At 62.7% G+C, this 25,955-nt stretch carries 37 protein-coding genes; 10 read left to right on the top strand and 27 right to left on the bottom strand.

Features of this window, described 5'->3' with window-relative positions:
- Positions 1-170 precede the first annotated feature (170 nt).
- The 9 genes from AC1D1S_RS05340 to AC1D1S_RS05300 all read left to right on the top strand — a co-directional run bounded on the left by AC1D1S_RS05340 (position 171) and on the right by AC1D1S_RS05300 (position 7,745).
- A complete protein-coding gene (locus AC1D1S_RS05340) occupies positions 171-380 on the top strand; it encodes a Flp family type IVb pilin (protein WP_476993905.1) in 210 nt (69 codons plus the stop codon).
- Positions 381-514: 134 nt separating this feature from the next.
- Positions 515-907, top strand: a complete 393-nt coding sequence (locus tag AC1D1S_RS05335; RefSeq protein ID WP_243181074.1) for a TadE/TadG family type IV pilus assembly protein — start codon at positions 515-517, stop codon at positions 905-907.
- Positions 908-942: 35 nt separating this feature from the next.
- Positions 943-1,866, top strand: coding sequence for a Tad domain-containing protein (locus tag AC1D1S_RS05330; protein WP_476993904.1), 924 nt, complete (start codon positions 943-945; stop codon positions 1,864-1,866).
- Positions 1,867-1,868: 2 nt separating this feature from the next.
- Positions 1,869-2,642 (top strand): Flp pilus assembly protein CpaB, encoded by a 774-nt coding sequence (cpaB, locus tag AC1D1S_RS05325; RefSeq protein ID WP_476993903.1) that lies wholly within the window; start codon positions 1,869-1,871, stop codon positions 2,640-2,642.
- Positions 2,639-3,832 (top strand): CpaE/TadZ family protein, encoded by a 1,194-nt coding sequence (locus tag AC1D1S_RS05320; protein WP_243181077.1) that lies wholly within the window; start codon positions 2,639-2,641, stop codon positions 3,830-3,832. Before cpaB ends, AC1D1S_RS05320 begins: the two co-directional genes overlap by 4 nt.
- 134 nt (positions 3,833-3,966) lie before the next feature.
- Positions 3,967-5,319, top strand: coding sequence for a CpaF family protein (locus tag AC1D1S_RS05315; protein WP_476993915.1), 1,353 nt, complete (start codon positions 3,967-3,969; stop codon positions 5,317-5,319).
- A gap of 7 nt (positions 5,320-5,326) precedes the next feature.
- Positions 5,327-6,262 carry a type II secretion system F family protein gene (locus tag AC1D1S_RS05310; protein ID WP_476993902.1) on the top strand — a complete coding sequence of 312 codons (936 nt, stop codon included), beginning with the start codon at positions 5,327-5,329 and terminating at the stop codon, positions 6,260-6,262.
- A 6-nt stretch (positions 6,263-6,268) separates the two neighbouring features.
- Entirely contained in the window at positions 6,269-7,153 is an 885-nt protein-coding gene (locus AC1D1S_RS05305; protein WP_243181080.1) for a type II secretion system F family protein, read from the top strand.
- Positions 7,154-7,283: 130 nt separating this feature from the next.
- Positions 7,284-7,745, top strand: a complete 462-nt coding sequence (locus AC1D1S_RS05300) for an Hpt domain-containing protein (protein ID WP_476993901.1) — start codon at positions 7,284-7,286, stop codon at positions 7,743-7,745.
- On the opposite strand, the gene AC1D1S_RS05295 is transcribed toward AC1D1S_RS05300, so the two are convergent.
- Positions 7,742-8,512 (bottom strand): response regulator transcription factor, encoded by a 771-nt coding sequence (locus AC1D1S_RS05295; protein ID WP_476993900.1) that lies wholly within the window; start codon positions 8,510-8,512, stop codon positions 7,742-7,744. The two genes, AC1D1S_RS05300 and AC1D1S_RS05295, sit on opposite strands and share 4 nt — an antisense overlap.
- 464 nt (positions 8,513-8,976) lie before the next feature.
- On the opposite strand from AC1D1S_RS05295, the gene AC1D1S_RS05290 reads away from it, so the two are divergent.
- Entirely contained in the window at positions 8,977-10,044 is a 1,068-nt protein-coding gene (locus AC1D1S_RS05290; RefSeq protein ID WP_476993899.1) for a sensor histidine kinase, read from the top strand.
- 19 nt (positions 10,045-10,063) lie between these two features.
- Here AC1D1S_RS05290 and AC1D1S_RS05285 read toward each other — a convergent pair whose 3' ends face one another.
- The 26 genes from AC1D1S_RS05285 to rpsS all read right to left on the bottom strand — a co-directional run bounded on the left by AC1D1S_RS05285 (position 10,064) and on the right by rpsS (position 25,899).
- The gene (locus tag AC1D1S_RS05285) at positions 10,064-10,954 is read right to left on the bottom strand and encodes a tRNA pseudouridine synthase A (protein ID WP_476993898.1); all 891 of its coding nucleotides are present in this window, start codon (positions 10,952-10,954) and stop codon (positions 10,064-10,066) included.
- 31 nt (positions 10,955-10,985) lie between these two features.
- Positions 10,986-11,522, bottom strand: a complete 537-nt coding sequence (rplQ, locus tag AC1D1S_RS05280; protein WP_476993897.1) for a 50S ribosomal protein L17 — start codon at positions 11,520-11,522, stop codon at positions 10,986-10,988.
- Positions 11,523-11,598: 76 nt separating this feature from the next.
- Entirely contained in the window at positions 11,599-12,609 is a 1,011-nt protein-coding gene (locus tag AC1D1S_RS05275; RefSeq protein ID WP_018773683.1) for a DNA-directed RNA polymerase subunit alpha, read from the bottom strand.
- 133 nt (positions 12,610-12,742) lie between these two features.
- Complete coding sequence (rpsK, locus tag AC1D1S_RS05270) at positions 12,743-13,144, bottom strand: 30S ribosomal protein S11 (protein ID WP_476993896.1); 402 nt, start codon at positions 13,142-13,144, stop codon at positions 12,743-12,745.
- A gap of 100 nt (positions 13,145-13,244) precedes the next feature.
- Positions 13,245-13,619, bottom strand: coding sequence for a 30S ribosomal protein S13 (gene rpsM, locus AC1D1S_RS05265; RefSeq protein ID WP_028275004.1), 375 nt, complete (start codon positions 13,617-13,619; stop codon positions 13,245-13,247).
- A gap of 174 nt (positions 13,620-13,793) precedes the next feature.
- Positions 13,794-13,907: a 50S ribosomal protein L36 gene (gene rpmJ, locus AC1D1S_RS05260; protein ID WP_009358722.1), complete on the bottom strand. Its 114-nt coding sequence runs from the start codon at positions 13,905-13,907 to the stop codon at positions 13,794-13,796.
- A gap of 69 nt (positions 13,908-13,976) precedes the next feature.
- Positions 13,977-14,198, bottom strand: coding sequence for a translation initiation factor IF-1 (gene infA / locus AC1D1S_RS05255; protein WP_009358723.1), 222 nt, complete (start codon positions 14,196-14,198; stop codon positions 13,977-13,979).
- Positions 14,199-14,386: 188 nt separating this feature from the next.
- Positions 14,387-15,337 (bottom strand): P1 family peptidase, encoded by a 951-nt coding sequence (locus tag AC1D1S_RS05250; protein ID WP_476993895.1) that lies wholly within the window; start codon positions 15,335-15,337, stop codon positions 14,387-14,389.
- 119 nt (positions 15,338-15,456) lie between these two features.
- Positions 15,457-16,284, bottom strand: a complete 828-nt coding sequence (gene map, locus AC1D1S_RS05245) for a type I methionyl aminopeptidase (RefSeq protein ID WP_243181086.1) — start codon at positions 16,282-16,284, stop codon at positions 15,457-15,459.
- 246 nt (positions 16,285-16,530) lie between these two features.
- A complete protein-coding gene (locus tag AC1D1S_RS05240; protein ID WP_173403039.1) occupies positions 16,531-17,100 on the bottom strand; it encodes an adenylate kinase in 570 nt (189 codons plus the stop codon).
- A gap of 5 nt (positions 17,101-17,105) precedes the next feature.
- The gene (secY, locus tag AC1D1S_RS05235) at positions 17,106-18,416 is read right to left on the bottom strand and encodes a preprotein translocase subunit SecY (RefSeq protein ID WP_476993894.1); all 1,311 of its coding nucleotides are present in this window, start codon (positions 18,414-18,416) and stop codon (positions 17,106-17,108) included.
- 187 nt (positions 18,417-18,603) lie between these two features.
- Positions 18,604-19,095, bottom strand: coding sequence for a 50S ribosomal protein L15 (rplO, locus tag AC1D1S_RS05230; protein ID WP_476944182.1), 492 nt, complete (start codon positions 19,093-19,095; stop codon positions 18,604-18,606).
- Positions 19,096-19,302, bottom strand: coding sequence for a 50S ribosomal protein L30 (rpmD, locus tag AC1D1S_RS05225; RefSeq protein WP_018773676.1), 207 nt, complete (start codon positions 19,300-19,302; stop codon positions 19,096-19,098). It lies immediately after the preceding gene.
- Positions 19,303-19,305: 3 nt separating this feature from the next.
- Entirely contained in the window at positions 19,306-19,986 is a 681-nt protein-coding gene (gene rpsE / locus AC1D1S_RS05220; protein WP_173403037.1) for a 30S ribosomal protein S5, read from the bottom strand.
- A gap of 26 nt (positions 19,987-20,012) precedes the next feature.
- The gene (gene rplR / locus AC1D1S_RS05215; RefSeq protein WP_018773674.1) at positions 20,013-20,396 is read right to left on the bottom strand and encodes a 50S ribosomal protein L18; all 384 of its coding nucleotides are present in this window, start codon (positions 20,394-20,396) and stop codon (positions 20,013-20,015) included.
- A 2-nt stretch (positions 20,397-20,398) separates the two neighbouring features.
- Positions 20,399-20,935: a 50S ribosomal protein L6 gene (gene rplF, locus AC1D1S_RS05210; protein WP_011692797.1), complete on the bottom strand. Its 537-nt coding sequence runs from the start codon at positions 20,933-20,935 to the stop codon at positions 20,399-20,401.
- A gap of 18 nt (positions 20,936-20,953) precedes the next feature.
- Positions 20,954-21,352 carry a 30S ribosomal protein S8 gene (rpsH, locus tag AC1D1S_RS05205; protein ID WP_018773673.1) on the bottom strand — a complete coding sequence of 133 codons (399 nt, stop codon included), beginning with the start codon at positions 21,350-21,352 and terminating at the stop codon, positions 20,954-20,956.
- A gap of 96 nt (positions 21,353-21,448) precedes the next feature.
- Positions 21,449-22,030 carry a 50S ribosomal protein L5 gene (gene rplE, locus AC1D1S_RS05200; RefSeq protein ID WP_018773672.1) on the bottom strand — a complete coding sequence of 194 codons (582 nt, stop codon included), beginning with the start codon at positions 22,028-22,030 and terminating at the stop codon, positions 21,449-21,451.
- Positions 22,030-22,389 carry a 50S ribosomal protein L24 gene (rplX, locus tag AC1D1S_RS05195; protein WP_028275000.1) on the bottom strand — a complete coding sequence of 120 codons (360 nt, stop codon included), beginning with the start codon at positions 22,387-22,389 and terminating at the stop codon, positions 22,030-22,032. The genes rplE and rplX overlap by 1 nt, the downstream gene beginning before the upstream one ends.
- A gap of 3 nt (positions 22,390-22,392) precedes the next feature.
- On the bottom strand, positions 22,393-22,761 hold the full coding sequence (gene rplN / locus AC1D1S_RS05190) for a 50S ribosomal protein L14 (RefSeq protein WP_003803789.1): 369 nt from the start codon (positions 22,759-22,761) through the stop codon (positions 22,393-22,395).
- A gap of 555 nt (positions 22,762-23,316) precedes the next feature.
- Positions 23,317-23,625 carry a 30S ribosomal protein S17 gene (gene rpsQ, locus AC1D1S_RS05185; RefSeq protein WP_018773670.1) on the bottom strand — a complete coding sequence of 103 codons (309 nt, stop codon included), beginning with the start codon at positions 23,623-23,625 and terminating at the stop codon, positions 23,317-23,319.
- Complete coding sequence (rpmC, locus tag AC1D1S_RS05180; RefSeq protein WP_476993893.1) at positions 23,622-23,951, bottom strand: 50S ribosomal protein L29; 330 nt, start codon at positions 23,949-23,951, stop codon at positions 23,622-23,624. The genes rpsQ and rpmC overlap by 4 nt, the downstream gene beginning before the upstream one ends.
- A 2-nt stretch (positions 23,952-23,953) precedes the next feature.
- Positions 23,954-24,370, bottom strand: a complete 417-nt coding sequence (gene rplP, locus AC1D1S_RS05175; RefSeq protein WP_476993892.1) for a 50S ribosomal protein L16 — start codon at positions 24,368-24,370, stop codon at positions 23,954-23,956.
- Positions 24,371-25,213: a 30S ribosomal protein S3 gene (gene rpsC / locus AC1D1S_RS05170; RefSeq protein WP_028275116.1), complete on the bottom strand. Its 843-nt coding sequence runs from the start codon at positions 25,211-25,213 to the stop codon at positions 24,371-24,373.
- Positions 25,214-25,579: a 50S ribosomal protein L22 gene (gene rplV, locus AC1D1S_RS05165; RefSeq protein WP_003803798.1), complete on the bottom strand. Its 366-nt coding sequence runs from the start codon at positions 25,577-25,579 to the stop codon at positions 25,214-25,216.
- 38 nt (positions 25,580-25,617) lie between these two features.
- On the bottom strand, positions 25,618-25,899 hold the full coding sequence (rpsS, locus tag AC1D1S_RS05160) for a 30S ribosomal protein S19 (protein WP_018773666.1): 282 nt from the start codon (positions 25,897-25,899) through the stop codon (positions 25,618-25,620).
- Between the last annotated feature and the right edge of the window lie 56 nt (positions 25,900-25,955).

The raw sequence follows: 25,955 nt of genomic DNA, 5'->3' as shown, positions 1-25,955 counted from the left end.
CTCCGCAGTTCAAGCGCAGAATCCGCGCAGAAAATGTGCAGAAAACGTGCAGTTTGGGAAGCCTTGGCACAGGATGTGGCAAGCAGCGTAACTTTTGACGAATCGCGTTGCTAGCTTTCTGGCAGAGCTGGCGATTGGCCAGCTTACCTTCGCTCGCTCAGGAGTCTCACATGCTTTCACTCATTGCAACCCTCCAGACCCTCGGTTTCGCCGCCAAGGACCGCCTTCGCAGCGAGAAGGGCGCAACGGCTGTCGAATACGGCATCATGGTCGCCCTCATCGCCGTAGTCATCATCGTCGCCGTCACTATGCTTGGCAAGCAGATCAACGAGGCGTTTGACGGCATCACCAAGCTGCTGCCGGCCCCGAAAGCGGCGTAACAGCAGTCCCCACCCCGGCAAAAAGGCGGCGGTACGGCGAAGGGCTACCTCCCWTCGCCGTACCGCCCTGCACTTTCCAGTCCTGGCGCGTCATTCAGGCCTGGCCAAGAATTCCTAAGGAAGGGTCTCGACGTATGCGCGAGCGCTCGGAACGCGGTGCTGTGGCCGTTGAGTTTGCGCTGCTGGCGCCGGTCCTGATTCTGTTGCTGTTTGGCATCACGGAGTTCGGCCGGGCCTATAACGTGCAGATATCTCTTTCCAATGCGGCCCGCGAAGGCGCGCGTGTCATGGCAGTCAGCAACGACCCGGCTGCTGCCCGAAGTGCCGTCCGGGGCGCACTCGGAACGCTCGTACCGGTACTGGCCGACAACAATATCGTCTTCACTGCCTCCACGCCTGCCGGCGCTAAGACCTGCTCGGCAGGAGCTCAAATGTCCGTGACCGTGGCCTACACGCTCAGCACGATGACTGGCATTGCCGGCCCCTTCGCCATGCAGGGCCAAGGAGCCATGCTGTGCGGGGGGTAGGACGTCAAGACAACCGTCAGCGTGGCGCTATCAGCGTGATCGTCGCCATCGTAATGGTATGCCTGCTGGGTTTCGCCGCCCTGGCCGTAGACGTCGGCGTACTCTACGCCGAGCGGGCCCAGCTGCAGAATAGCTCGGACGCGGTGGCACTGATGGTGGCCCAGAAGTGCGCCAGGAGTGTCACTGATCCGGAATGCTCCGCCACGTGGCCGCGGCCCACCGAGCTTGCCGCCAAATTGGCCAACGGCAACGCCGCGGACGGCCTGACCAACATCAAATCCATCACCCTCGATAAGACCAAGGGGACCGTCTCGGTAAACACCGGGGCGAAAGAGACGGGAAGCCCCGCCAACAGCATTTCGCTGTTCTTCGCCAGGGCCCTGGGCATCACCAGCGCCGAGGTGGGTGCCACGTCTCGGGCCCAGTGGGGGGCCCCGTCAAAGGGAACGGTGATCGTGCCGTTGGCGATCGCTGAATGCAAATTCTCTCCAGACCCCACTTTCGTGCAAGTGCTCACTATGGACGTTAACGGATGCGGCGGGATTCCTGGCGGCTTCGGCTGGATCACCGACGTAAAAGACAGCCAATGCAGCGTCACGATTAGCGCCGGCGCATCAAGTGACCCAGGGATCTGGTTCAACAGCGACACCGGCGCCCCCCGACCCTCCGTATGCTCAGCCGCGGACATCAGGGCCCTACAAGATCAAACGGTTCTGCTTCCGCTCTACGCTGTCGCCACGGGAACGGGCTCCGGCGGCAAGTTTTACGTCAAGGGGTTTGCGGCCTTTCACGTAACCGGCTATCGCCTTTCCAGCGACAGCTGGAATTCTGGTGGACTTGCCAACAAGTCCATCCGCGGATACTTCGTCAAATTTGTCTCCCTGTCTCAAGCCCTCGAACTCGGCGGCACCGCGGACTACGGTGCGTCCGTCGTCCGCCTCAGCATTGGAGCACCCTAAGCATGAAGTCCCGACTACTCGCCGGAGTAGCAGCGGTTGTCCTGGCCGTCGTCGGCGCCATCCTCGTGGTGTCCTACGCCAGCGGCGCGGACGCGCGGGCTGTGAAGAATCTTGAGCCCCTGGACGTCCTCATTGTGGCAAAGCCTGTGCCGGCAGGCACCTCCGTAGAGAGCCTCCTGCCCTTCCTGACCAGTCAGAAGCTCCCGGGCACCGCTGTAGCCAAGAGCGCTCTGGCCAGTCTCGACGGCCAAGCCGGAAAGGTCACCGCCGTTGACCTATTGCCCGGGGAGCAGCTCGTTGCGGAGCGTCTGGCCGCCCCGGAAACCATCAAATCCAGCGGCGGCGCCATACCTGTACCGGAGGGCTTGCAGGAAATCTCCTTCCAACTCGAGCCCCAACGAGTCGTCGGCGGCCAACTGGCGCCCGGCGATCACATCGGCATCTTCATCTCGCTGAAGGGCGGCGGCATCGAGGCCTCCCCGGAGAAGGAGACGACGCAACTGTCCCTCCACAAAGTCCTGCTGACCGCGGTGCAGGGCGCCCCAATCCCGACGGCAACTCCCCAGCCCTCGGATAGCGGCTCGGCCGCGGCCCCCGCTGCGGCTCCCCCTGTTCCCGCCGGGCCACTGATCCTCACCGTGGCCGTGAACGATGTGGACGCCAGCAAGATCGTCTATGGCAGCGAATTCGGCACCCTCTGGCTCAGCAAAGAACCGCTTAACGCCGTGGACAGCGGCCGCCCTGGAATTATGACGAAACCGGAGGTATACAAATGAGCCGCTTCGTGATGATCACGCCCAATACCGACTTCGACGCGCGAGTTCGCCGGGCACTGGCAGGCGGTCTGCCCGGCGGCCTGCAGACCTTCGCCTTCGTCGATCCGTCCGACCCTGGGGCACTGTTCATGAACCTTAACCAGGAGCGCCCCGAGGTGCTGATACTTGGGCCGGACCTGCCGTTCGAAGACGCGTTGCGGCTGGCTATGGTCTTTGACGTCCAATTGCCGGAGTTAAGCATCATTCTGGTCAGCGAACCTGATCCAGACATTGTCTTGCTGGCCATGCGCGCCGGCATCCGGGATTTTCTCAGCCCGAACGCCGAAGATGCCCAGATCCGGATTTTGCTGGAGCGCGCCTGCCAGTCGTTTGCCAGCAAGTACAGGACAGAGGCCGGTCAGGAGCCTGGGGGTTCGAGTGGCCAAGTGATCGGCGTCTTCTCGCCCAAGGGCGGAGTAGGCAAGACGACAATCGCCACGAACATCGCCATAGGACTCGGGCAAATCGCGCCCATGAGTGTGGTGATCGTGGACTTGGACCTGCAGTTCGGAGATGTAGCCTCGGGCTTATACCTCCACCCGGAGCACACTGTCACGGACGCCGTCTCCTCCGCGGCGAGCCACGATTCTCTAGTGCTCAAGGCCTTCCTGACCGTGCATTCCGGCAACATCTATGCGCTCTGCGCCCCGCATAGTCCGGTGGAAGCCGACTTCGTCACACCGGAGCAAGTCACCCGAATGTTGCAGCAGCTCGCGGAACAATTCCAGTACGTCATCGTGGACACAGCCCCGGGATTGCCTGAAATAGGTCTGGCTGCGATGGAGCAATGCACGGACATTGTCTGGGTGACCGCCATGGATGTTCCCAGCATCCGAGGACTCCGGTCCGGCCTCGAAATCCTTGGCCGGCTKGACGTCCTGCCTGAGACGCGTCATGTGGTCCTGAACATGGCAGACTCCAAATCCGGCCTCAGCGTCCAGGACGTTGAGGCGACCATAGGTGCGCCCGTTGACATCAGCATTCCCCGTTCGAAGGCCGTAGCCTTCTCCACTAACCGGGGCATACCGGTGCTTCAGGACGGACGCAAAGACCCTGCGGTCAAGGGCCTGCGCCAGCTCGTGGAACGGTTTGATCCGGCGTGGCGGGCCAGAGCGAAAAAGAAACTGCACCGAAGGGTGGTGGTCCAGTGAAACTTTCCGAACGGCTTTCCGCCGCTGAGGGTGGGTTTGCCCCTGAGGTTAAGGCCGCACCCGCCGGCCGCCGCGCCTCCCACGTTGATCCACACTCGGCTGTGGTGCCTTCAACTTTTGAACAACCGGGCCTCATGCAGTCCGCCCCTACATTCGGGGATCAGCCAGACGCCCTTCGTTCCAGCGGCCAACAGCCGGTGGATGCCTTTGCTGCGCTCAAGGAACGCGCCGCCACGGCCCTGTTTGAAAGGATGGGCGCCCGCTTCAACGATTCCGCTGTTAAAGAGGAAGATCTCCGTTCAGCCGCACGGGAAGAGCTCATCCGGATCGTCGATGGTGAGCAAGTCCCGCTCTCTGCAGAGGAGCGCTCACGGCTGGTCCGCGACGTGGCAGACGATGTGCTCGGCTACGGCCCCCTGCAGCGGCTCCTCGACGACCCGGCCGTCACGGAAATCATGGTCAACCGGATGGACCAGATCTATGTCGAGCGGCACGGCAAGCTCACGTTTACGGAGTCAAGATTCAGTTCCGAGGACCACCTTCGCAAGGTCATCGAGCGCATTGTTTCCAAGGTGGGCCGCCGCATCGACGAGTCGTCGCCCCTCGTCGATGCCCGGCTCGAGGACGGGTCCCGCGTCAACGCCGTCATTCCCCCGCTCGCAGTGGGCGGCTCATCCCTGACCATCCGAAAATTCAGCAAGGTGCCACTGACAGTCCGGAACCTCATCGAGTTCGGCACGCTGACGCCCGAAATGGCCGAGCTGCTGGATGCATGCGTGAAGGCCAAGCTCAACATCATCGTGTCGGGCGGTACCGGCACTGGCAAAACAACGCTGCTGAACGTCCTGTCATCATTCCTGCCATCGGACGAGCGCATCGTGACGATCGAGGACGCCGTCGAACTCCAGATCCAGCAGCGGCACGTGGTGCGGTTGGAAAGCCGGCCGCCGAACACCGAAGGCAAGGGCGAGGTCACCATCCGGGAACTGCTGCGGAACTCCCTGCGTATGCGTCCGGACCGCATCGTGGTAGGCGAGGTCCGSGGCGGCGARTSMCTSGACATGCTCCAGGCCATGAACACCGGCCACGACGGCTCGCTCTCCACGGTCCACTCGAATTCACCCCGCGACGCCGTCGCGCGTCTGGAGACTTTGGTGCTGATGGCCGGCATGGACCTGCCGCTGCGCGCCATTCGGGAGCAGATCGCTTCGGCAGTCAATCTCATCGTCCAGATTTCCCGGCTCCGCGACGGCACCCGCCGAATCACCCATGTCACTGAGGTCCAAGGCATGGAAGGGGACATCGTCACGCTCCAGGATGCCTTCGTCTTCGACTACTCGGCCGGTGTGGACGCTCACGGTCGTTTTCTCGGCAAGCCGGTCCCCACCGGGATCCGTCCGCGTTTCATTGATCGCTTCGAGGATCTGGGCATTCGTGTTTCGCCCAGCGTGTTCGCCGCTCCCCCAGCCTCGGCTCTGAGACCGTGAGGAGGACATGACATTGTTGTCCCTTGGAGTTGCCTTTGTCTTCGCCGCGCTTCTGCTCCTTGCCGGTGCGTTGCTTGCCCCGAGGAAGGCCACGGTGCCGCTGGACCGGCGGAGGCCCGTCCAGAACCAGCCCGACTCCCCGTTGACCCGGTTCGCGGGTTCGGCTGTCCAACTCGTGGACCGATTCTCCGCTCAGCGGCGACTCAGGCTCTTCAACCGGGAGACGCTCGAAAACGCAGGACTCAGACTGAGCCAGTCCGATTTCCTGGTACTGGTTCTGGCGGGAGCCTTCGTGGGTGCGCTGACAGGCTTCGCCATCTCGGGACCGCTGCTGGCAATCCTTCTCATTCTGCTGGCGCCCTTGACGGGTCACCTTGTCCTGAGCTTCCTGTCGGGCAAGCGCAGGAGTTTGTTTGATCAACAACTCGGAGACACCCTCCAGCTGCTCTCCGGCGGCCTTCGGGCCGGTCACAGCATTCTGCGCGCCATTGACGCGGCAGCCACGGAATCCCTAAGCCCGACATCGGAAGAGATGCGCCGCGTGGTGACGGAGACGAGTTTGGGGCGCGATCTGCTGGCCTCCCTCAATGACACGGCGCAACGAATGCAGAATGAGGATTTTGTCTGGATCGCGCAGGCAATCCAGATCAACCGGGAGGTGGGCGGAAACCTAGCAGAGGTCCTGGACCAGGTCAGCGAGACGATTCGCGAGCGCAGCGAAATCAAGGKCCACATCAAGTCCCTGGCCGCGGAGGGCAAGTTCTCTGCCTACATCCTGATGGCCATGCCGTTTGGCATCGTAATAATGCTCATGATGGTCAACCCTGGTTACATGAACGTCATGTTTTCGCACCCGCTGGGTTGGGCCATGATCGCGGCCTCTGCTGTCATGATGACTATCGGTGGTCTGTGGATGCGCAAGATCATCGACCTGAAGTTCTGAGACCCCATGGACCCGATTCTTCTGCTCGCGCTACTGCTGGTGTCCCTTCCGCTCGGGTTCCTGGCCTGGTCATGGCTCTCCGTGGACCGGAAGTCCGAACGTGCAGCCCGGGAACTCCTGGCCCTTGGCAGCGACACGACCGGTCCCTCCGGGCAGGAGCAAAGCAAGCTATTGGAGCGCATCGGCTACCGGCTGACGCCGGCCGGCTACATCAGGAAGCTCGACAGGCTTGTGTCCCTGGCGGGACGTCCGGCGTCACTGCCGCTCGGGCGCGTGCTCGCGGCCAAGCCTTTGCTGGGCCTTGTGGGTGCGCTCGTCGGCCTTTACTTAGGCAACTCAGGATCGATGCCGATCCTCAAGGCCGTGGGAATTTTTGTAGCACTGCTCGGCTATTTCATCCCCGACCTCCTGCTCTACAGCAAGGGACAGGAACGCCAGAAGGTAATGCAACTGGAACTGGCCAACACCCTGGATCAGATGCTCATTTCTGTGGAAGCAGGGCTGGGGTTCGAGGGAGCCATGGCGCGCGCTGGCGAAAACGGGAAGGGACCGCTCGCCGAGGAGCTCGTCAGGACCCTGCAAGACATGCAAGTGGGCAGGAGCCGCCGCGAGTCGTACATGGCGCTCGCGGAACGGACCAGCATCCCGGAATTGCGTAGCTTCGTCCAGGCCGTCGTTCAGGCGGACACGTACGGAATCGCCGTCAGCACAGTGCTTCGAATCCAGGCGAAAGTCATGCGGGTCAAGCGTCGGCAGCGAGCCGAGGAGAAGGCGATGAAGCTCCCTGTCATGATCTTGTTCCCGCTGCTGTTCTTCATCTTCCCCGTGCTCTTCATCGCCATTCTGGGCCCCGCCGTCATCAATGCCGTGGCGACCTTCAGCGGCGGATAGCTGCATGAGGGCACCTGAGGAGTCCGAACCGCAGGGCAGAACCTGGCAATGCACCCGAAAAGCCACAATTTTGCCACAGGAAACACCGGAGTTGGAAACACGGTGCCGACGCAGCAAGTAGCGTGGGCACATGTCTTTCCTAGGTGCGCCAGACGACGGCGATGCAAACACTGGCTCCTCCGCCGACAGCTCCCCGCCTGGTGCGGGCACGGCCCAAACGGCTGCCGAAGAAGTTGCAAGCCCGATCGTGGACCCCTCCGCCCTCCAGGACCTCGGATCACAGCTGAACAGCCCGGCCGTGGCAAAAGGATTCGCCAGGGACTACACAAGGATGTGGGACCAGCGCTATCAGTCCCTCGCGACGTCCCTTGACAGCGGTGACGAGACCGCAGCACTGGACGCCGTCCTGAGCCTGAAGACGTCCTCTGCGATGGTCGGTGGCGTCCGTCTGGCCGAGCTCGCCAGAGAACTTGAGGACGCAATCCGCGTCCACGACGCCCGCCTGGCGCGGTTGCTCCTGCGTGAAGTCGCGGAGAGTGGAAACGACACCGTGGACGAACTGCAGCTCAGGCACAACCTCGGGGATAGCTAGTCCACGGCAGGCGTGAGCCGGTACCCAACGCCACGGATGGTCTGGAGCCAACGCGGTTGCAGCGGATCCTCCCCCAGCTTGCGACGCATGTTGCCAATATGTACTTCGACGGCACGCTCGTCGGATTCACTGATGTAGGCATCCGCGCTGTAATGCTGACCCCGCACTACCCGCACCAGATCAGTCTTCGACCGGACGGCACCTGCCCCTTTCAACAGGGCATGCAGGAGATCGAACTCACTGCGCGTGAGGCTGGCAGGAATGCCGTCAACAGTGACCGAACGCGTGTGCGGGTTCAGTACCAGGCCGTTGTGCCGAAATTCCGAACCGTGGGACAGGACAAGGGCCTTTGACGGTGCCGTTCCCGGATCCAAGGACTTGGCCTCAGGGCCGTCCTGCCGAGGCCGGCGCATCATCGCAGACACCCGGGCTCGGAGCTCGCGCGGCCGGAACGGTTTGGTCATGAAATCATCGGCACCGGTATGCAGTGCGGTCAGCGTGTCCAACTCGTCCGTCCTCGCCGTCAGCATGACCACATAGGCATCGCTGAACTGTCGAATTCGGCGTAGGACTTCAAAGCCGTCAATATCGTTGAGGCCAACGTCCAAGGTGACAACGTTGGCCTTCTGATTCCGCACGACCTCGACCCCCTCGCGACCGCTCGCCGCGCCGTGGACGTCAAATCCCGCCTGGCTCAATACCGCTTCGACGAGATGACGCACATCGTCATCGTCCTCCACAACTACGGCGACTCCCAAGTCAGTCATGGTCCCCCTCACATCTGATGCGACACCTACCCCCATAGCGGCCGCGTCGGTACTGCTGTGCAATCATGATTCGCCAGCATTGCTAGAATACCCACGCTATAGCGCCAACGACTGTTTAGGCACAGTCGCGGCAATATATTTTCGTAACTTGTCAAGTTAACGTGACGAAGGCTGTTAAATTAGAGTAGCGAGGAAGGGGCGCGGCTTCATTGAGTAAACAGCAACTGGTCCGGAACCCGGCAGGTTACTTCGCGGGATTCCCGCGGCGTGTGCAGGTTGCCCTATGCCAGCTTCCACTCACACTGGCGATGACGGCTGTGGCGCTTGCAGCGCCCGGGGGCTGGCCCGGCCTCTTCGAGAGTGGCGTGTGCCGGGCTGCCTTTGCGCTCCTTCTGGCCCTCCTCATGGCCTGCCTTCTGGTGCCCTGGCAGCGGTTCGGGCCCTATGCTCCGCTCGCAATCCCTGTGCTCGACTTAGCCGCGATCTGCCTCGTCCGCAGTGGCAGCGTCGAAGGCCTGCCCGATCTCGGCATCTTGGCCGTCCTTCCGGTCCTCTGGGTCACGGCCTCCCGTTTGTCCGGTCCGGCGATCCTCTCGATCAGCTTCTTCGGACCCCTGCTGACCGGCCTGCCGTGGTTGCTCAACGGCGGCTCAACCCCGGACCGAATCGCGGCCGCCGTTCTCCTGCCATTCATCACATTGGCAGTGGCCATTGCTCTGCGGGTTACTCGGCAACAGTTGACTGGGCGCCTGACAACCCAACTCCACGCCGGCTGCGAACGCGAACGACTGCTCAATGACGAAGTGTCCGGCCTGATCGATGCCCTGGCGGCCAAGGACGATGTGCTTTCCACCGTCTCCCACGAGTTCCGGACCCCCTTGACATCGATTATCGGCAATTTGGATCTAGCCCTCAGCGACTCGGAACATTTGTCCGCTCAGGCCCTCCGCCGCCTCGAAGTTGCGCAACGAAACGCCGAACGACTCCTCGCCCTTGTCTCGGATCTGCTGATGTCCGCCAACTCGGCTGTCCATGTCCATCCCCTGCGGACCGACCTGGCGAGCCTCGTGGAGGCGAGCCTGGGTTCGGCTCACGCACACGCCCAGGCTTCCCAGGTCACGCTCTCGATGGAGGTGCCGGCGCCGCTATGGGCGCACGTAGACCCGCTCCGGATCAGCCAGGCGCTGGATAACCTCATTTCCAACGCCATCAAATATTCCCCCAATGGCGGCAATGTGCGCGTCTCCGCCAGCACCGAGGGAGACCGGGTGCTGCTGCACGTGGAAGATGACGGATTGGGGATGACAGCCACCGACGCCGAACGAGTCTTCACACGGTTCTTCCGAAGCCCTGCGGTGCGGGACGGTTCCATCCCCGGGGCCGGGCTCGGGTTGTCGATCACGAAGGCGATCGTGGAGCGCCATGGCGGCTCCATCTCTTGCAACACCCTCCTCGGATCCGGAAGCACCTTCACGCTCGAGCTCCCTGCGAAAAGCACCGCGCCGGCTTACTCCCAGCCGGCGTTCCCATAGCCGCGTTCCAGGTCTGGATTTAGGCCCGCAGTGCCCGCGTCAGTTCGGCCCGGGCCAGCATGCCGCTCTCTGTCGGGTAGGCCACTTCCTCGAGCACCAGCGGGTGCGGGGCTGCGAGCACGGAGCGGGCGTCGCGCTGCCGGGCGAGGAGCCGCTCGTAGAGCCATTCCGGGGCCTCTTCGCCCTCCCCCACGTACAACGCCGAGCCCACCAGGGAGCGGACCATGTTGTGGCAGAACGCGTCAGCCTGAACGGTGACGACAATGACGCCGTCCGTGCCGCGCGCGAATTCGAAGCGCTGCAGTTCACGGATGGTCGTGGCCCCCTCGCGGGGCTTGCAGTACGAGCGGAAGTCCTGCAGGCCCAGCAGCGGCGCGGCGCCCTCGTTGAGGAGACCGACGTCCAGCGGAACCTTGTGCCACAGGGTCGAGGCCCGTCCCAGCGGGTCCCACAGCCCGGGGCCGTCCGCGATCCGGTAGGAATAGCGGCGCCAGAGGGCGGAGAACCGGGCATCGAAGCCAACGGGTGCCACACTCACCCGATGCACCTCGATGGCGCCGCTGAGGTCGCCCAGGCCACGGCTCAAGGCACCGCGGATGCGGCGGAGAAGGGCGACGGCGGGATCCAGTTCGGCGCCCCGGTTCAGGCCCAGCCACTCCGCCTCGCTGAGGTCCAGGTGGACTACCTGACCGCGGGCGTGCACCCCGGCGTCGGTGCGCCCGGCAACCGTGACCCGGACGGGGCGGCGGATCAGCAGCGCGAGGGCCTCCTCCAGGACGCCCTGGACGGTGCGCAGTCCCGGCTGCACGGCCCACCCGCTGAACGGGCCGCCGTCGTACGCCACATCCAGCCGGATACGCAAAAACCCGCCGCCCCCCAAGACGGGGGCAGCGGGTTTGAGCTCGTTCATAGACTTAAGTCTATAAGAAAGACTTAGCGAATTACTTCGCGTCCTTCTCGGACTCAGCGGCTGCTTCCTCAGCGACCGGAGCCTCTTCGGTCTCAGCAGCCTCTTCGGTCTCGGCAACCGGAGCTGCTTCGGCCTTTTCGGCGTCCTTCTTGTCGGCGTCGCGCTTGGCAGCAGAGGTAGCCTCTGCTACCACGGCCTGCTTTGCCGAAACCGGCTCGAGAACCAGTTCGATGACAGCCATGGGAGCGTTGTCGCCCTTGCGGTTGCCGATCTTGGTGATGCGGGTGTAGCCGCCATCGCGGTTTTCCACTGCCTGTGCAATGTCGGTGAACAGCTCGTGGACGACGCCCTTGTTGCTGATCAGGCCGAGTACACGACGGCGGGACGCGAGGTCGCCACGCTTGGCGAAAGTCACCAGGCGCTCGGCGTACGGCTTCAGGCGCTTGGCCTTGGTCACCGTGGTGGTGATCCGCTTGTGCTCGAAAAGTGCGGCGGACAGGTTCGCGAGCATAAGACGCTCGTGAGCCGCTCCGCCTCCGAGGCGCGGACCCTTAGCGGGGGTAGGCATTATAGTTTCTCCTCATTGGAAGCCGTTGGGCTGCGCACACCAGGGTGCATCCAGCCAGCCGGCCAAGATCTGTTGGTTAGAGCTCGTCGTCGCTGAACGCGGCGTCGTCCTCTTCGATGGCTGCGGCACGTGCTGCGAGATCGAAACCGGGAGGGGAGTCCTTGAGGGACAGGCCCAGTTCGACCAGCTTGGCCTTGACCTCATCGATGGACTTCGCGCCGAAGTTGCGGATGTCCATGAGGTCAGCCTCGGAGCGGGCAACGAGTTCACCCACGGTGTGGATGCCCTCACGCTTGAGGCAGTTGTAGGAACGGACCGTCAGGTCCAGATCCTCGATCGGCAGTGCCATGTCGGCTGCCAGGGCAGCGTCCGTCGGCGACGGACCGATCTCGATACCTTCAGCTGCGGTGTTCAGCTCGCGGGCCAGACCGAACAGTTCCACCAGGGTGGTACCTGCCGAAGCAACGGCGTCGCGCGGGGCGATTGCCTGCTTGGTCTCGACGTCGACAATGAGCTTGTCGAAGTCAGTGCGCTGCTCAACACGGGTAGCTTCCACGCGGAAAGTAACCTTCAGGACCGGCGAGTAGATCGAGTCGACCGGGATGCGGCCGATCTCGGAGTCGCCGGACTTGTTCTGAGCTGCCGAAACGTAGCCGCGACCGCGCTCGATGGTCAGTTCGAGTTCGAACTTGCCCTTCGAGTTCAGCGTGGCAATGTGCAGATCCGGGTTGTGGAATTCGACGCCGGCCGGCGGAGCGATGTCCGCGGCGGTGACGACTCCCGGTCCCTGCTTGCGCAGGTAAGCAACAACCGGCTCGTCGTGCTCGGAGGAAACCGACAGGTTCTTGATGTTTAGGATGATCTCAGTGACATCTTCCTTGACACCCGGAACCGTGGTGAACTCGTGCAGCACGCCATCGATCCGGATGCTCGTTACAGAGGCACCGGGGATGGAGGAGAGCAGGGTACGGCGGAGGGAGTTTCCGAGGGTGTAACCAAAGCCCGGCTCCAGCGGTTCGATGATGAACCGTGAGCGGTTTTCGGAGACGACCTCTTCGGAGAGGGTGGGGCGCTGTGCAATGAGCACTTAGGTTTCCTTTCGGCGAGCATCCGCTATATGACGCAACACAGGTGGTGGAAAGATCGGTCTGAAGACTTAACGCGGCCGGGCCTGCCCGGACCGGTGAGGGTCCGGGCAAGCTCCTGGGCGCTGGAAAGCCTTAGACGCGGCGGCGCTWCGGCGGACGGCAGCCGTTGTGGGCGCTGGGGGTGACGTCCTGGATGGAGCCAACCTCGAGGCCAGCGGCCTGCAGCGAGCGGATGGCGGTTTCGCGTCCGGAACCCGGTCCCTTGACGAACACGTCAACCTTGCGCATGCCGTGCTCCTGTGCACGCTTTGCGGCGGCTTCGGCGGCCATCTGGGCAGCGAACGGGGTGGACTTACGCGAGCCCTTGAAGCCAACCTCACCGGACGAAGCCCAGGAGATGACAGCACCGTTCGGGTCCGTGATGGACACGATGGTGTTGTTAAAGGTGCTCTTGATGTGCGCCTGGCCCAGCGCGATATTCTTCTTGTCCTTCTTACGCGGCTTGCGAACCGCGCCACGAGTCTTCGGGGGCATTTTTTCTCCTACAGAAAGTTATTGGGGGAAAGCCTATGCTTGGCCCACACTTGCCGGGTTCCCAGAAATCGCGTAAGCGATCCTAGGGGGCAACTGGGGTTTAGCGGGCCTTCTTCTTGCCTGCGACGGTGCGCTTCGGACCCTTGCGGGTACGCGCGTTCGTCTTCGTACGCTGACCGCGTACGGGCAGGCCCTTGCGGTGGCGAATACCTTCGTAGCTGCCGATTTCAACCTTGCGGCGGATATCAGCGGCCACTTCGCGGCGAAGGTCACCCTCAACCTTGTAGTTGCCTTCAATGTAGTCACGCAGCTCAACCAGCTGTGCGTCGGTCAGGTCCTTGACCCGAACGTCTGCACTGATGCCGGTAGCAGCCAGGGTTTCGTGTGCACGGGTCTTGCCCACGCCGTAGATGTAAGTAAGCGCAATTTCCAACCGCTTTTCGCGGGGAATGTCTACGCCAGCGAGACGAGCCATATTGGCAGTACTCCTTGTATAAACCGGAGGTCGTAGGCAGTACACCCGCACTTACAGTGCGGCCCCAGCCTCCGACCGGGGGTTAGCTGTCCGGGCTCAATACGTCCCAGTTCAGCTTGTGCTGCCTTTATTTACTTGCGTGGGTTAGCAACCCAGGATTTCCTGTGAAGGAAATTAGCCCTGGCGCTGCTTGTGGCGCGGGTTCTCGCAGATCACCATGACCCGGCCATTACGGCGGATCACTTTGCACTTTTCGCAGATCTGCTTGACGCTCGGCTTGACCTTCATGGCGTTCCTTTGCGTGTTGCAGTTGGTCAGCTGGACCGGCCCTCGGCTGTCGCCCTGGCCGCCCAGTGTTTACTTGTAGCGGTAGACGATACGACCACGTGTCAGGTCGTAAGGGCTCAGCTCCACCACTACGCGGTCCTCGGGGAGGATCCTGATGTAGTGCTGGCGCATCTTTCCAGAGATGTGTGCCAGAACGATGTGCTTGTTGGTGAGCTCAACGCGAAACATCGCGTTGGGCAGCGCCTCGGTCACAACGCCCTCGATCTCAATGACCCCGTCCTTCTTGGCCATACCCTCCGCTAACTGTTGTTGCCGCAGCCTCCCGGTTTGCACCGGTCATGACCGCGGACGTTTTTGATTGATTGGTTGGTGCCACCCGACCCCAAAAGGGCACAACGGGGCAGACAACCAACAGACAACACTACGCCATCGCGGCCCGATTGTTAAATCCGAAGTTAAATCCGCCCATCGTAGCGCACTCAGCGTCCGTACGCACCTAGCGTCCCGGCCGCCGTCGTCACTGCCTCCGCCCGCGAGATCCCGTCGAGGATGGCCAGCCGGACGACGTCGGCGGCCGCGCTCTGCAGGGTAATGAGGCTGATCTGCCGGGCTGCCGGGGTGCTGCGGTCAAGCGCGACGGCGCCCGTCGCCAGCGCGAACACGGTATCGCCGTCGGCGAGGGTGTGGCTTGGATTCAAAGCCCTGGCCAGTCCGGCATGGGCCGCGGAGGCGGTGCGTTTGCAGTCCGCCTTGTCCAGGACGGCATCCGTGGCGACGACGACAAGTGTGGTGTTGAGCGGCGGCGCCGCCTCGGGGACCTGCGCGGCTTTCGCCCCAAAAGGTAACCCCAGCGCGTTGACTACCGCTATGGCTCCTACCACCACCGGCCCGTCTTTGGAGATGTTGTTTAGGGTGAGGGAGGCTGTGCCCACTCCCCCTTTGTAGGTGCCCCTGCCGATTGCCGCTCCTGTGCCGGCGCCGACGTTGCCGCGTTCGACGTCGTGCCCTTCCGGCTGCCCGGCGGCGGCGGCCGTCGCCGCGTAGCCCATCGCCTCTCCGGGGCGGGCGGAGAAATCGCCGCCGCGGCCCAGGTCGAAAATCGCGGCCGCCGGCACGATCGGAACAAGCCCGCCGGGGACCGTGAAGCCTCGGCCGTTCTCCTCGCACCAGCGCATGGCGCCGCCCGCGGCTGCAAGGCCAAAGGCGCTGCCCCCGGTCAGGACCACGGCGTCCACGGTCTGGGACAGCGTAGTGGGATCCAGTGAGTCCGTCTCGTGCGTCGCGGGCCCGCCGCCCCGGACGTCGACCGAGCCGACGGTGCCCGGCGGCGGGAGAACCACAGTCACTCCGCTCAGCCAGCCGTCGCCGGACTTTTGGACATGCCCCACCCGGATCCCGGCCACGTCTGTGATGGCTCCCGTTGCTCCCATGGCTCCATTGTGCGCCCCCGCTGACCCGCGACACGCAAAATCCCTGGCGCTATGGGTCTTCCGTCGCCAGGGATTTTGCGCGCCGCCAGAAAACCCGCGAGTCGCCGTGTAGTTCGGGCCTAGGGAATCGGGACGGGCACGACGCCGAGCGGCGCCAGTTTCGCCGCTCCCCCGTCAGGTGCCGAGAGGACCCAGATCCCCTTCTCGTGCACAGCGACCGAGTGCTCCCACTGGCAGGAGCGCTTGCCATCCGTGGTGACGACGGTCCAGTCGTCGTCCAGGATTGCGGTCTCGATGCTGCCCCGGACCAGCATGGGCTCGATTGCGAGGCACAGCCCCGGGCGGATCTTCGGCCCGCGGTGGCCGGTGCGGTAGTTCAGCACGTCCGGAGCCATGTGCATCTCGGAGCCGATTCCGTGCCCTACATAGTCCTCCAGGATGCCCAGCGGTTTGCCCGGCACGGAGGAGACGTAGTCGTCCACGGCGTTGCCGATATCGCCCACGAATTTCCCGGTGGCCAGGGCTGCGATGCCACGCCACATGGCCTCCTCGGTAACCTCGGAGAGGCGTACGTCTTCGGGATCGGCGGTGCCGACAACCACAGTCCGCGCCGAATCGGAGTGCCAGCCGTCCACGATCGCGCCGCCGTCGATCGAGATGATGTCGCCGTCCGCCAGAACCCGGCCGCCGGGGATGCCGTGCACCACCTCTTCGTTCACCGAGGTGCAGATCGTGGCCGGGAACCCGTGGTAGCCGAGGAAGTTGGACTTGGCGCCGGCGTCCTGGAGCACGGCGGCGAAAACCTCGTCCAGCCGGGCCGTGGTGACGCCGGGGGCCGCGGCGGCCACCGCTGCATCCAGTGCCCGGCTCAGGACCAGTCCGGCCTCGTGCATCGTGCGCATCTGGGCGTTGGTCTTGTATTCAATGCGTGCCTGGCCGAATGCCATCGCTACCTCAAAATTTTCTCTCGCGGTCCGGGCGGGCTGGATCCCGGGCCTCCACCATGGGTCATCAACCCAAGTCTTCAAGCTCTATTCTCCCGTACCGGTTCAACGGTTCGGAACGGGCCCGTTGCGGGGCCACCCAACGCCGAAGGGCGCGTCCCGTACCCGATGGTACGGAACGCGCCCTTCTGCACTGCGTCTCTGTTCTGCGTCAGCCGCATTGAGCATGCGTGGATCAGGGGGTGAGGATCAGGCGGCCTGGGCCGACTTGATCGCTTCCATGACGCGCTCGGTGACTTCGTCGATGGCACCGATGCCGTCTACCTGGGTCAGGATGCCGCGTTCGGCATACTTGGCCACCACAGGTTCGGTCTGCTCGTGGTAGAGGTCCAGCCGGTGACGGATAACGCCTTCGTTGTCGTCGCTGCGGCCGGTTTCCTTGGCACGGCCCAGGAGGCGGGTAACCAGCTCCTCGTCGTCAGCGGTGAGCTGGAGCACGACGTCGAGCTTCTGGTCAGCGCCGGCGAGGATGTCCTCGAGGTAGTCCACCTGYGCGGTGGTGCGCGGGTACCCGTCGAGCAGGAAGCCTGCCTCGACGTCGTCCTCATTGAGGCGATCGCGCACCATCTTGTTGGTGACGCTGTCCGGGACGAAGTCGCCGGCGTCCATGTACTTCTTGGCTTCGACGCCGAGCGGAGTCTCGCCCTTGACGTTGGCGCGGAAGATGTCTCCGGTGGAGATCGCAACGACGCCGAGGCGTTCTGAAATGCGTTCCGCCTGCGTTCCCTTGCCGGACCCGGGAGGTCCGATAATCAACATTCTCGTCATCGCAAAAGCCCTTCGTAGTGACGTTGCTGTAGTTGCGCATCAATCTGCTTCACGGTCTCCAGACCGACGCCCACCATGATCAGGATCGAGGTGCCGCCGAACGGGAAGTTCTGGTTCGCGTTGATCAGGACCAGTGCAACCAGCGGGATCAATGCCACGAAGCCGAGGTAGAAGGCGCCGGGCAGGGTGATCCGGGATAGGACGTACTGAAGATAGTCCGCGGTCGGCTTGCCGGCGCGGATGCCCGGAATGAAGCCGCCGTACTTCTTCATGTTGTCCGAGACCTCTTCGGGGTTGAAAGTAATCGCAACATAGAAGTAGGTGAAAAACACAATCATGGCGAAATACAGTGCCATATAGATCGGGTGATCGCCCTTGGTGAGGTTGTTGTTGATCCACTCAACCCAGGGCTGTACCGGCTCGCCGGCCTTGGGCTGGTTGAACTGTGAGATCAGCCCCGGCAGGTAGAGCATGGACGAGGCGAAGATGACGGGCACGACGCCGGCCATGTTCACCTTGATGGGGATGTAGGTGCTGGTTCCGCCGACCRTGCGGCGGCCGATCATCCGCTTGGCGTACTGCACCGGGATCCGGCGCTGGGACTGCTCCACGAAGACCACAAGCGCCACGGTGAGCAGGCCGATGATCAGGACCAGGAAGAAGGTTCCGGGACCCTGGGCCTTCCAGATCGCACCGAGCGAGCCGGGGAAGCCTGCGGCGATGGACGTGAAGATCAGCAGGGACATGCCGTTGCCGACGCCTTTTTCCGTCACGAGCTCGCCCATCCACATGATCAGGCCGGTGCCGGCCGTGAGCGTGATGATGATCAGGACCGTGGTGACGATCGAGCTGTCCGGGATGATGGGCAGCTGGCAGTTAGGCAGCAGCTGGCCGGAGCGTGCCAGCGACACCAGTGTCGTGGCATTGAGCAGGCCGAGTGCGATCGTGAGGTAACGGGTGTACTGGGTCAGTTTCGACTGCCCTGACGCGCCCTCCTCGTACAGCTGCTGGAAGCGGGGAATGACCACCCGGAGCAGCTGGACGATGATGCTGGCGGTGATGTACGGCATGATGCCGAGGGCAAAGATGGACACCTGCAGCAATGCACCGCCGCTGAACAGGTTGACGAGCTGGTAGATCCCGCCCGAGGTCTGACCGTTCTGCAAGCATTGCTGGACATTCTGGTAGCTCACACCAGGCGAGGGGATGAAGGCACCCAAGCGGAAGATTGTGATGATTCCCAGCGTGAACAACAACTTGCGTCGCAGATCAGGCGTGCGAAAGGCCCGGCCAAATGCGCTAAGCAAGCGTCCTCCTGAGTAATAAGTAAAGTCGTGTGAGACAGGTCAAATAAACCCAACAACCGAGTCTAACGGGTGGATGCGCCCCGCGAACAATCGGCGGGGCCCGGAAAATGAAAAAAACTCCCGGCACCGGGGGCCTGAGCCCCTGGTACCGGGAGTTTCAACAACGGGCAACTGCCCCGCCGCCTCGTTAGAGGGCGGTGGTGCTTCCGCCTGCTGCAGCAATCTTGTCAGCAGCGCTGGCCGAGAATGCGTGGACGGTGACGTCAACCTTGACGGTGATGTCGCCGGTGCCCAGCACCTTGACGGGCTGGTTCTTGCGAACGGCACCCTTTTCGACCAGGTTCTCCACGGTGACAGCGCCACCTTCCGGGTACAGCTCGTTGAGCTTGTCCAGGTTTACAACCTGGTACTCAACCCGGAACGGGTTCTTGAAGCCGCGCAGCTTCGGCAGGCGCATGTGCAGCGGCAGCTGGCCGCCGGCAAAGCCAGCCTTGATCTGGTAGCGGGCCTTCGTACCCTTGGTACCGCGACCAGCGGTCTTACCCTTGGAACCTTCACCACGACCAACACGGGTCTTGGCGGTCTTGGCACCCGGGGCGGGACGCAGGTGGTGAACCTTCAGTGCGTTCTGCTTCTCAGCGGCGCCCTGTGCCTTTTCGGCGGTGTTCTTCTCTGCCATTTACTTCGCCTCCTCTACCTTTACCAGGTGCGGAACCGTGTTGAGCATCCCGACGGTCACGGCGTCGGCGGTGCGGACAACGGTGTGTCCGATCCGCTTCAGGCCGAGGGACCGCAGGGTGTCGCGCTGGTTCTGCTTGCCGCCAATGGCGGACTTGATCTGAGTGATCTCCAACTTTGCGTCGGAGACAAGCACGTTCTTAGCCATGACTCAGACACCTGCCTTCTGGTTCAGGAGAGCCTTGACCATTGCCGGCGGGGCGATCTCGTCGAGCGGGAGGCCGCGGCGTGCTGCCACTGCTGCCGGCTCTTCGAGGCGCTTCAGCGCGTCAACGGTTGCGTGAACGATGTTGATGGCGTTGGAAGAACCGAGCGACTTGGAGAGGATGTCGTGGATGCCCACGCACTCCAGTACTGCACGGACCGGGCCACCGGCGATAACACCGGTACCGGCGGAAGCCGGGCGCAGCATGACGACGCCTGCGGCGGCCTCACCCTGAACGCGGTGCGGGATGGTGCTGCCGATGCGGGGAACGCGGAAGAAGGACTTCTTGGCCTCTTCAACGCCCTTCGCGATAGCGGCAGGAACTTCCTTTGCCTTGCCGTAGCCGACGCCGACCATGCCGTTGCCGTCACCGACGACGACGAGGGCGGTGAAGCTGAAGCGACGACCACCCTTGACGACCTTGGAAACGCGGTTGATGGTTACGACGCGCTCTACGAACTGGCTCTTCTCGGCCTCGCGGCCGCCGTCACGGCCACCACGGCCGCCACGGTCGCCACGGCCCTGGCCGCGGTCGCCACGCTCGCCACGACGAGCGCCACCACGGCGGTCGTCAGTGGTAGCAGGCGCAGCGGTCTCAGTTGCCGGAGCAGCTACAGCTTCAGTCACCTGAATGTCCTTTTCGTTATTTTCGGTCACAGTGCCAGCCCACCTTCACGTGCGCCGTCAGCGACGGCGGCGATCCGGCCGTGGTACTTGTTACCACCGCGGTCGAAGACAACTGCTTCGATACCGGCAGCCTTGGCACGCTCGGCGACCAGTTCGCCAACGCGCTTGGCCTTGGCGGTCTTGTCACCGTCGAATGCACGAAGGTCGGCTTCCAGTGTGGAGGCGCTTGCCACGGTCAGGCCCTTGGTGTCATCGACAACCTGGACGAATACGTGACGTGCGGAGCGGTTGACGACCAGACGCGGGCGTACAGCCGTACCGGAGATGCGCTTGCGGATACGAAGCTGGCGGCGGCTGCGCTGGGCAGACTTGCTCTTGTTCGTACGCTTCTTGTTAATTGCGATCGCCATGGTTACTTACCAGCCTTTCCGACCTTGCGGCGGATGACTTCGCCTGCGTAACGGATGCCCTTGCCCTTGTAGGGGTCCGGCTTCCGCAGCTTGCGAATGTTGGCAGCAACCTCGCCGACCTGCTGCTTGGAGATACCTGAAACAGAGAGCTTGGTCGGGGTCTCAACTGCAAAGGTGATGCCGTTCGGTGCCGAGACGTTGACCGGGTGGCTGTAGCCCAGAGCGAACTCCAGGTCAGAACCCTTGGCCTGGACGCGGTAACCGGTACCGACAATCTCAAGCTTCTTCTCGTAGCCTGCGGTGACACCCTGGATCATGTTGGCGATCAGGGTGCGGGTCAGGCCGTGCAGCGAACGTGAGGCGCGCTCGTCGTTCGGGCGGGCGACAGTCAGGGTGCCATCTTCCAGGGAAACCTCGATCGGGCTGGCCACAGTGTGGCTCAGCTCGCCTTTGGAACCCTTGACGCTGACGACAGAGCCGTCAACCTTGACCTCAACGCCGGCAGGAACGGTGATGGGGAGACGTCCAATACGTGACATTATTCTCTTCCTTTCCCGTTACCAGACGTAAGCGAGGACTTCGCCGCCCACGCCCTTCTTGCCGGCCTGCTTGTCAGTCAAGAGGCCGGAAGAGGTGGACAGGATTGCGACACCCAGGCCACCGAGCACGTGCGGCAGGTTGGTGGACTTTGCGTAAACGCGCAGTCCCGGCTTGGAAATACGACGAACGCCAGCGATTGAACGCTCGCGGTTCGGACCGAACTTGAGCTCGAGGGTCAGCTTCTTGCCAACCTCAGCGTCTTCTTCTTTCCAGGAGGCGATGTAACCTTCAGCCTTCAGGATGTCGGCAACGCGTGCCTTGAGCTTGCTGTACGGCATGGTCACGGAATCGTGGTATGCCGAGTTAGCGTTGCGCAGACGCGTAAGCATGTCTGCGACGGGATCTGTCATTGTCATGTGGGCTCTTGCCCTTCCTCATAACGGTTTCCGCCGTACTCTTTGTCCCGAACAGAATTCGGAAAGGAGCGCGGGCGGACCTTTTACGTAGCTAGATTAGTCTTCGGTCTTGAACGGGAAGCCAAGCGCCTTCAGCAGCGCGCGGCCTTCGTCGTCGGTCTTGGCAGTGGTCACGACGGTGATGTCCATACCGCGAACGCGGTCAATGGAATCCTGGTCGATCTCGTGGAACATAACCTGCTCGGTCAGACCGAAGGTGTAGTTGCCGTTGCCATCGAACTGCTTGCCGCTGAGGCCACGGAAGTCGCGGATACGCGGCAGGGCCAGCGTGACCAGACGGTCCAGGAATTCCCACATGCGGTCCCCACGCAGAGTTGCGTGTGCACCGATCGGCATGCCTTCGCGCAGCTTGAACTGTGCGATCGACTTGCGGGCCTTGGTTACCTGCGGCTTCTGGCCGGTGATCAGGGTCAGATCGCGGACAGCGCCGTCGATCAGCTTGGAGTCCTTGGCGGCATCTCCAACACCCATGTTCACAACGACCTTCACCAGGCGGGGAACCTGGTTGACGTTCTGGTACTTGAATTCCTCAGTCAGCGTGTTCTTGATGGAATCGGCGTACTTGGTCTTCAGACGAGGAACGATCTTGCTTGCCGGAGTCTCGAGAGTCTCAGTCATTAGATGTCCTTCCCTGAGCTCTTGGCCACGCGGACGCGCACGTCACGCTTCACGCCATCGCGCTCAACGGTCTCGGTGCGGAAACCGACGCGGGTGGGCTTCTTGGTGGACGGGTCAACCAGAGCCACGTTGGAGATGTGGATCGAAGCCTCGACGACCTCGATGCCACCGGTCTTGGTGCCGCGCTGCGACTGACCGACCTTGGTGTGCTTGGTCACGCGGTTAATGCCTTCAACCAACACGCGGTTGGTCTCCGGGTATACGCGCAGAACCTTGCCCTGCTTACCCTTGTCGCCGCCGCGCTCAGCCTTGGCGCCAGTGATGACCTGAACGAGGTCACCCTTTTTGATCTTAGCCATGGACTAGAGCACCTCCGGAGCCAGAGAAACGATCTTCATGAACTTCTTGTCGCGAAGTTCACGACCAACCGGTCCGAAGATACGGGTACCGCGGGGGTCACCGTCGTTCTTCAGGATGACGGCTGCGTTCTCGTCAAACTTGATGTAGGAACCATCCGCACGGCGGCGTTCCTTCTTGGTACGGACGATGACAGCCTTGACGACGTCGCCCTTCTTTACGTTGCCGCCCGGAATTGCGTCCTTGACGGTAGCGACGATTACGTCGCCAATGCCTGCGTAGCGACGGCCAGATCCACCGAGAACGCGAATGGTAAGGATTTCCTTAGCACCCGTGTTGTCGGCGACCTTGAGTCGCGACTCCTGCTGAATCACTATTTACTCCTTGCGTCGCGCTGGTTCTCAGACCGAAAATCTTCCTACGGAATGAGCCTTGCGGAACGGTTGATCGGGGTGTCTCTTGACCTGCCTGGATTTTGCCAGACCAGGCCTAAACGCCCGTGCCAAAAACATTTGCTTCCCAGGCGGTTCCCGACGAGTCGGGGCGCAAGGGGGCACTATGCCGTGGCACGATTGTTTACGAGGTTGATGACGGCGCGCAAAAGGCGCCATACAAACTCAAAATCTTAGCACGTTTTGGGCGTATCCCCATATCACAGCCATGGAACCTGCACACCCCTCCCCCGTARCCGCGAAGCCGTTACCCCGTTCCGCCGGACAGGCTTTGGGCCCGTCCGCCGCCGCGTATCCCGGGAACCCGGCCCGCCGGCGTCGTAAGCCCCCAAAGGCTGCTCTGCCTGACGAGCAGGGTAAACGGCTGCCGCCGGTCTCAGGCTGCCGGCTGCGGCGGCTGCCGGCAACGCGGAAGCCCCCGCTCCCCAAAGGGGAACGGGGGCTTCTGCTGTATCACCAGGCAAACAGGTGCAGGTGTTACTTGGCCTTCTCGAGGATCTCGACCAGACGCCACCGCTTGGTAGCGGACAGCGGGCGGGTCTCGGCGAGGAGCACGAGGTCGCCGATGCCGGCGCTGTTCTCTTCGTCGTGAGCCTTGATCTTGGCGTTGCGGCGGATGACCTTGCCGTAGAGGGCGTGCTTCACGCGGTCTTCGACCTGGACAGTGATGGTCTTTTCCATCTTGTCCGAGACGACGTAGCCGCGCTTCGTCTTACGGTAACCGCGCTCGTCAGCCTTGGCTGCGTCGGAAACAGTTTCCGTCACGTTCTCGTCCTTTTCACTCACTTGGCATCCTCCTCGGATTCAACCGTTTCAGCCTTCTCAGCCTTCTTGGTTGCAGCCTTCTTGGACTTCTTCTCTTCCTTGGCTTCCACAACCGGTGCGGCAACCTCGGCACGAATGCCGAGCTCGCGCTCACGGAGAACGGTGTAGATGCGGGCGATGTCCTTCTTTACCGCGCGCAGACGACCGTGGTTCTCCAGCTGACCGGTGGCGGACTGGAAACGCAGGTTGAACAGCTCTTCCYTGGCCTTGCGGAGTTCTTCAACGAGACGCTCGTTGTCGAAACCGTCCAGCTGCGCGGATGCAAGTTCCTTGGATCCTACTGCCATTTCTACTCACCACCTTCGCGACGCACAATGCGTGCCTTCAACGGCAGCTTGTGGATTGCCAGGCGCAGGGCCTCGCGAGCTACCTCTTCACTGACACCGGAGAGTTCGAAGAGAACCCGGCCCGGCTTGACGTTTGAGACCCACCATTCCGGAGAACCCTTACCGGAACCCATGCGGGTTTCGGCCGGCTTCTTCGTCAGCGGACGGTCCGGGTAAATGTTGATCCAGACCTTTCCGCCACGCTTGATGTGGCGGGTCATCGCGATACGGGCAGATTCGATCTGACGGTTCGTGACGTAGGCCGGGCTCAGCGCCTGGATGCCSYASTCACCGAAGGAGACCTGGGTGCCGCCCGTAGCAGCGCCGGAACGACCCGGGTGGTGCTGCTTACGGTGCTTGACTCGACGTGGGATAAGCATTTAAGCCTGTCCTCCTTCTACTGACTGTGCCGTGCCTGCGGCACCGGCTTCGACAGCCGGAGCTTCGGCGGCAGGTGCTGCCTCGGCTGCGGGGCGGTCGGGACGACGGCGGCGGTCACCACGGTCGGCGCCACCCGGGCGGCCCGGGCGGTCGCCGGCACGGCCACGGGACGGAGCAGCAGCTGCCTGCTGAGCCAGTTCCTTGGCAGTGACGTCGCCCTTGTAGATCCAGACCTTCACGCCGATGCGGCCGAAGGTGGTCTTGGCCTCGTAGAAGCCGTAGTCGATGTTCGCACGCAGGGTGTGCAGGGGCACACGGCCTTCGCGGTAGAACTCCGAGCGGGACATTTCTGCGCCGCCCAGTCGACCCGAGCAAGCGATCCGGATGCCCTTGGCACCGGCGCGCTGTGCGGACTGCATGGCCTTCTTCATCGCACGGCGGAAAGCCACGCGGGAAGTCAGCTGCTCAGCAACGCCCTGGGCAACAAGCTGGGCTTCCATCTCGGGGTTCTTGACCTCGAGGATGTTCAGCTGAACCTGCTTGCCCGTGAGCTTCTCAAGCTCGCCGCGGATGCGGTCTGCTTCAGCGCCGCGGCGGCCGATGACGATGCCCGGACGTGCCGTGTGGATATCCACGCGGACACGGTCGCGGGTGCGCTCGATTTCGACCTTGGCGATACCGGCGCGCTCCATGCCCGTGGACATGAGCTGGCGGATACGGATGTCTTCGCGAACGAAGTCCTTGTACCGCTGGCCGGCCTTGGTGCTGTCGGCGAACCAGTGCGATACGTGATCGGTGGTGATGCCGAGTCGGAACCCGTGCGGGTTAACTTTCTGTCCCACTTAGCGAGCCTCCTCTTTCTCCGGGGTAGCGACTACCACGGTGATGTGGCTCGTGCGCTTCTTGATCTGAAATGCACGACCCTGGGCTCGCGGCTGGAACCGCTTCATGGTCGGGCCTTCATCAACAAACGCTTCGCTGATGATGAGGTCACCTTCGTCAAACGCCACGCCGTCGCGGTCCGCGAGGACCCGGGCGTTGGAGATTGCCGACTGAACTACCTTGAATACCGGCTCCGAAGCTGCCTGGGGGGCAAACTTCAGAATTGCCAGAGCCTCATTCGCTTGCTTACCACGAACAAGGTTGACGACGCGCCGGGCCTTCATAGGCGTTACGCGGATGTGACGCGCAATTGCCTTGGCTTCCATTGCTTTCCTTCTCTCGTCTTTGACGTAAGTGCAGGCGCCTAGCGGCGCTTGCCCTTACGGTCGTCCTTGACATGGCCGCGGAATGTCCGCGTGGGAGCGAATTCGCCGAGCTTGTGCCCGACCATCGACTCAGTGACAAACACGGGGATGTGCTTGCGTCCGTCGTGTACGGCGATCGTGTGGCCGAGCATGTCGGGGACGATCATCGAACGGCGGGACCAGGTCTTGATGACGTTCTTGGTGCCCTTTTCGTTTTCCCTGGCTACCTTTACAAAGAGGTGCTGGTCAACGAAAGGACCTTTTTTCAGGCTGCGTGGCATGTGTCCAGGCTCCTATCGCTTGTTCTTGCCAGTACGACGGCGACGAACAATAAGCT

This window comes from Arthrobacter sp. P1_A5, from assembly GCF_056406825.1.
This window is presented reverse-complemented; position numbering and strand designations above follow the sequence as displayed.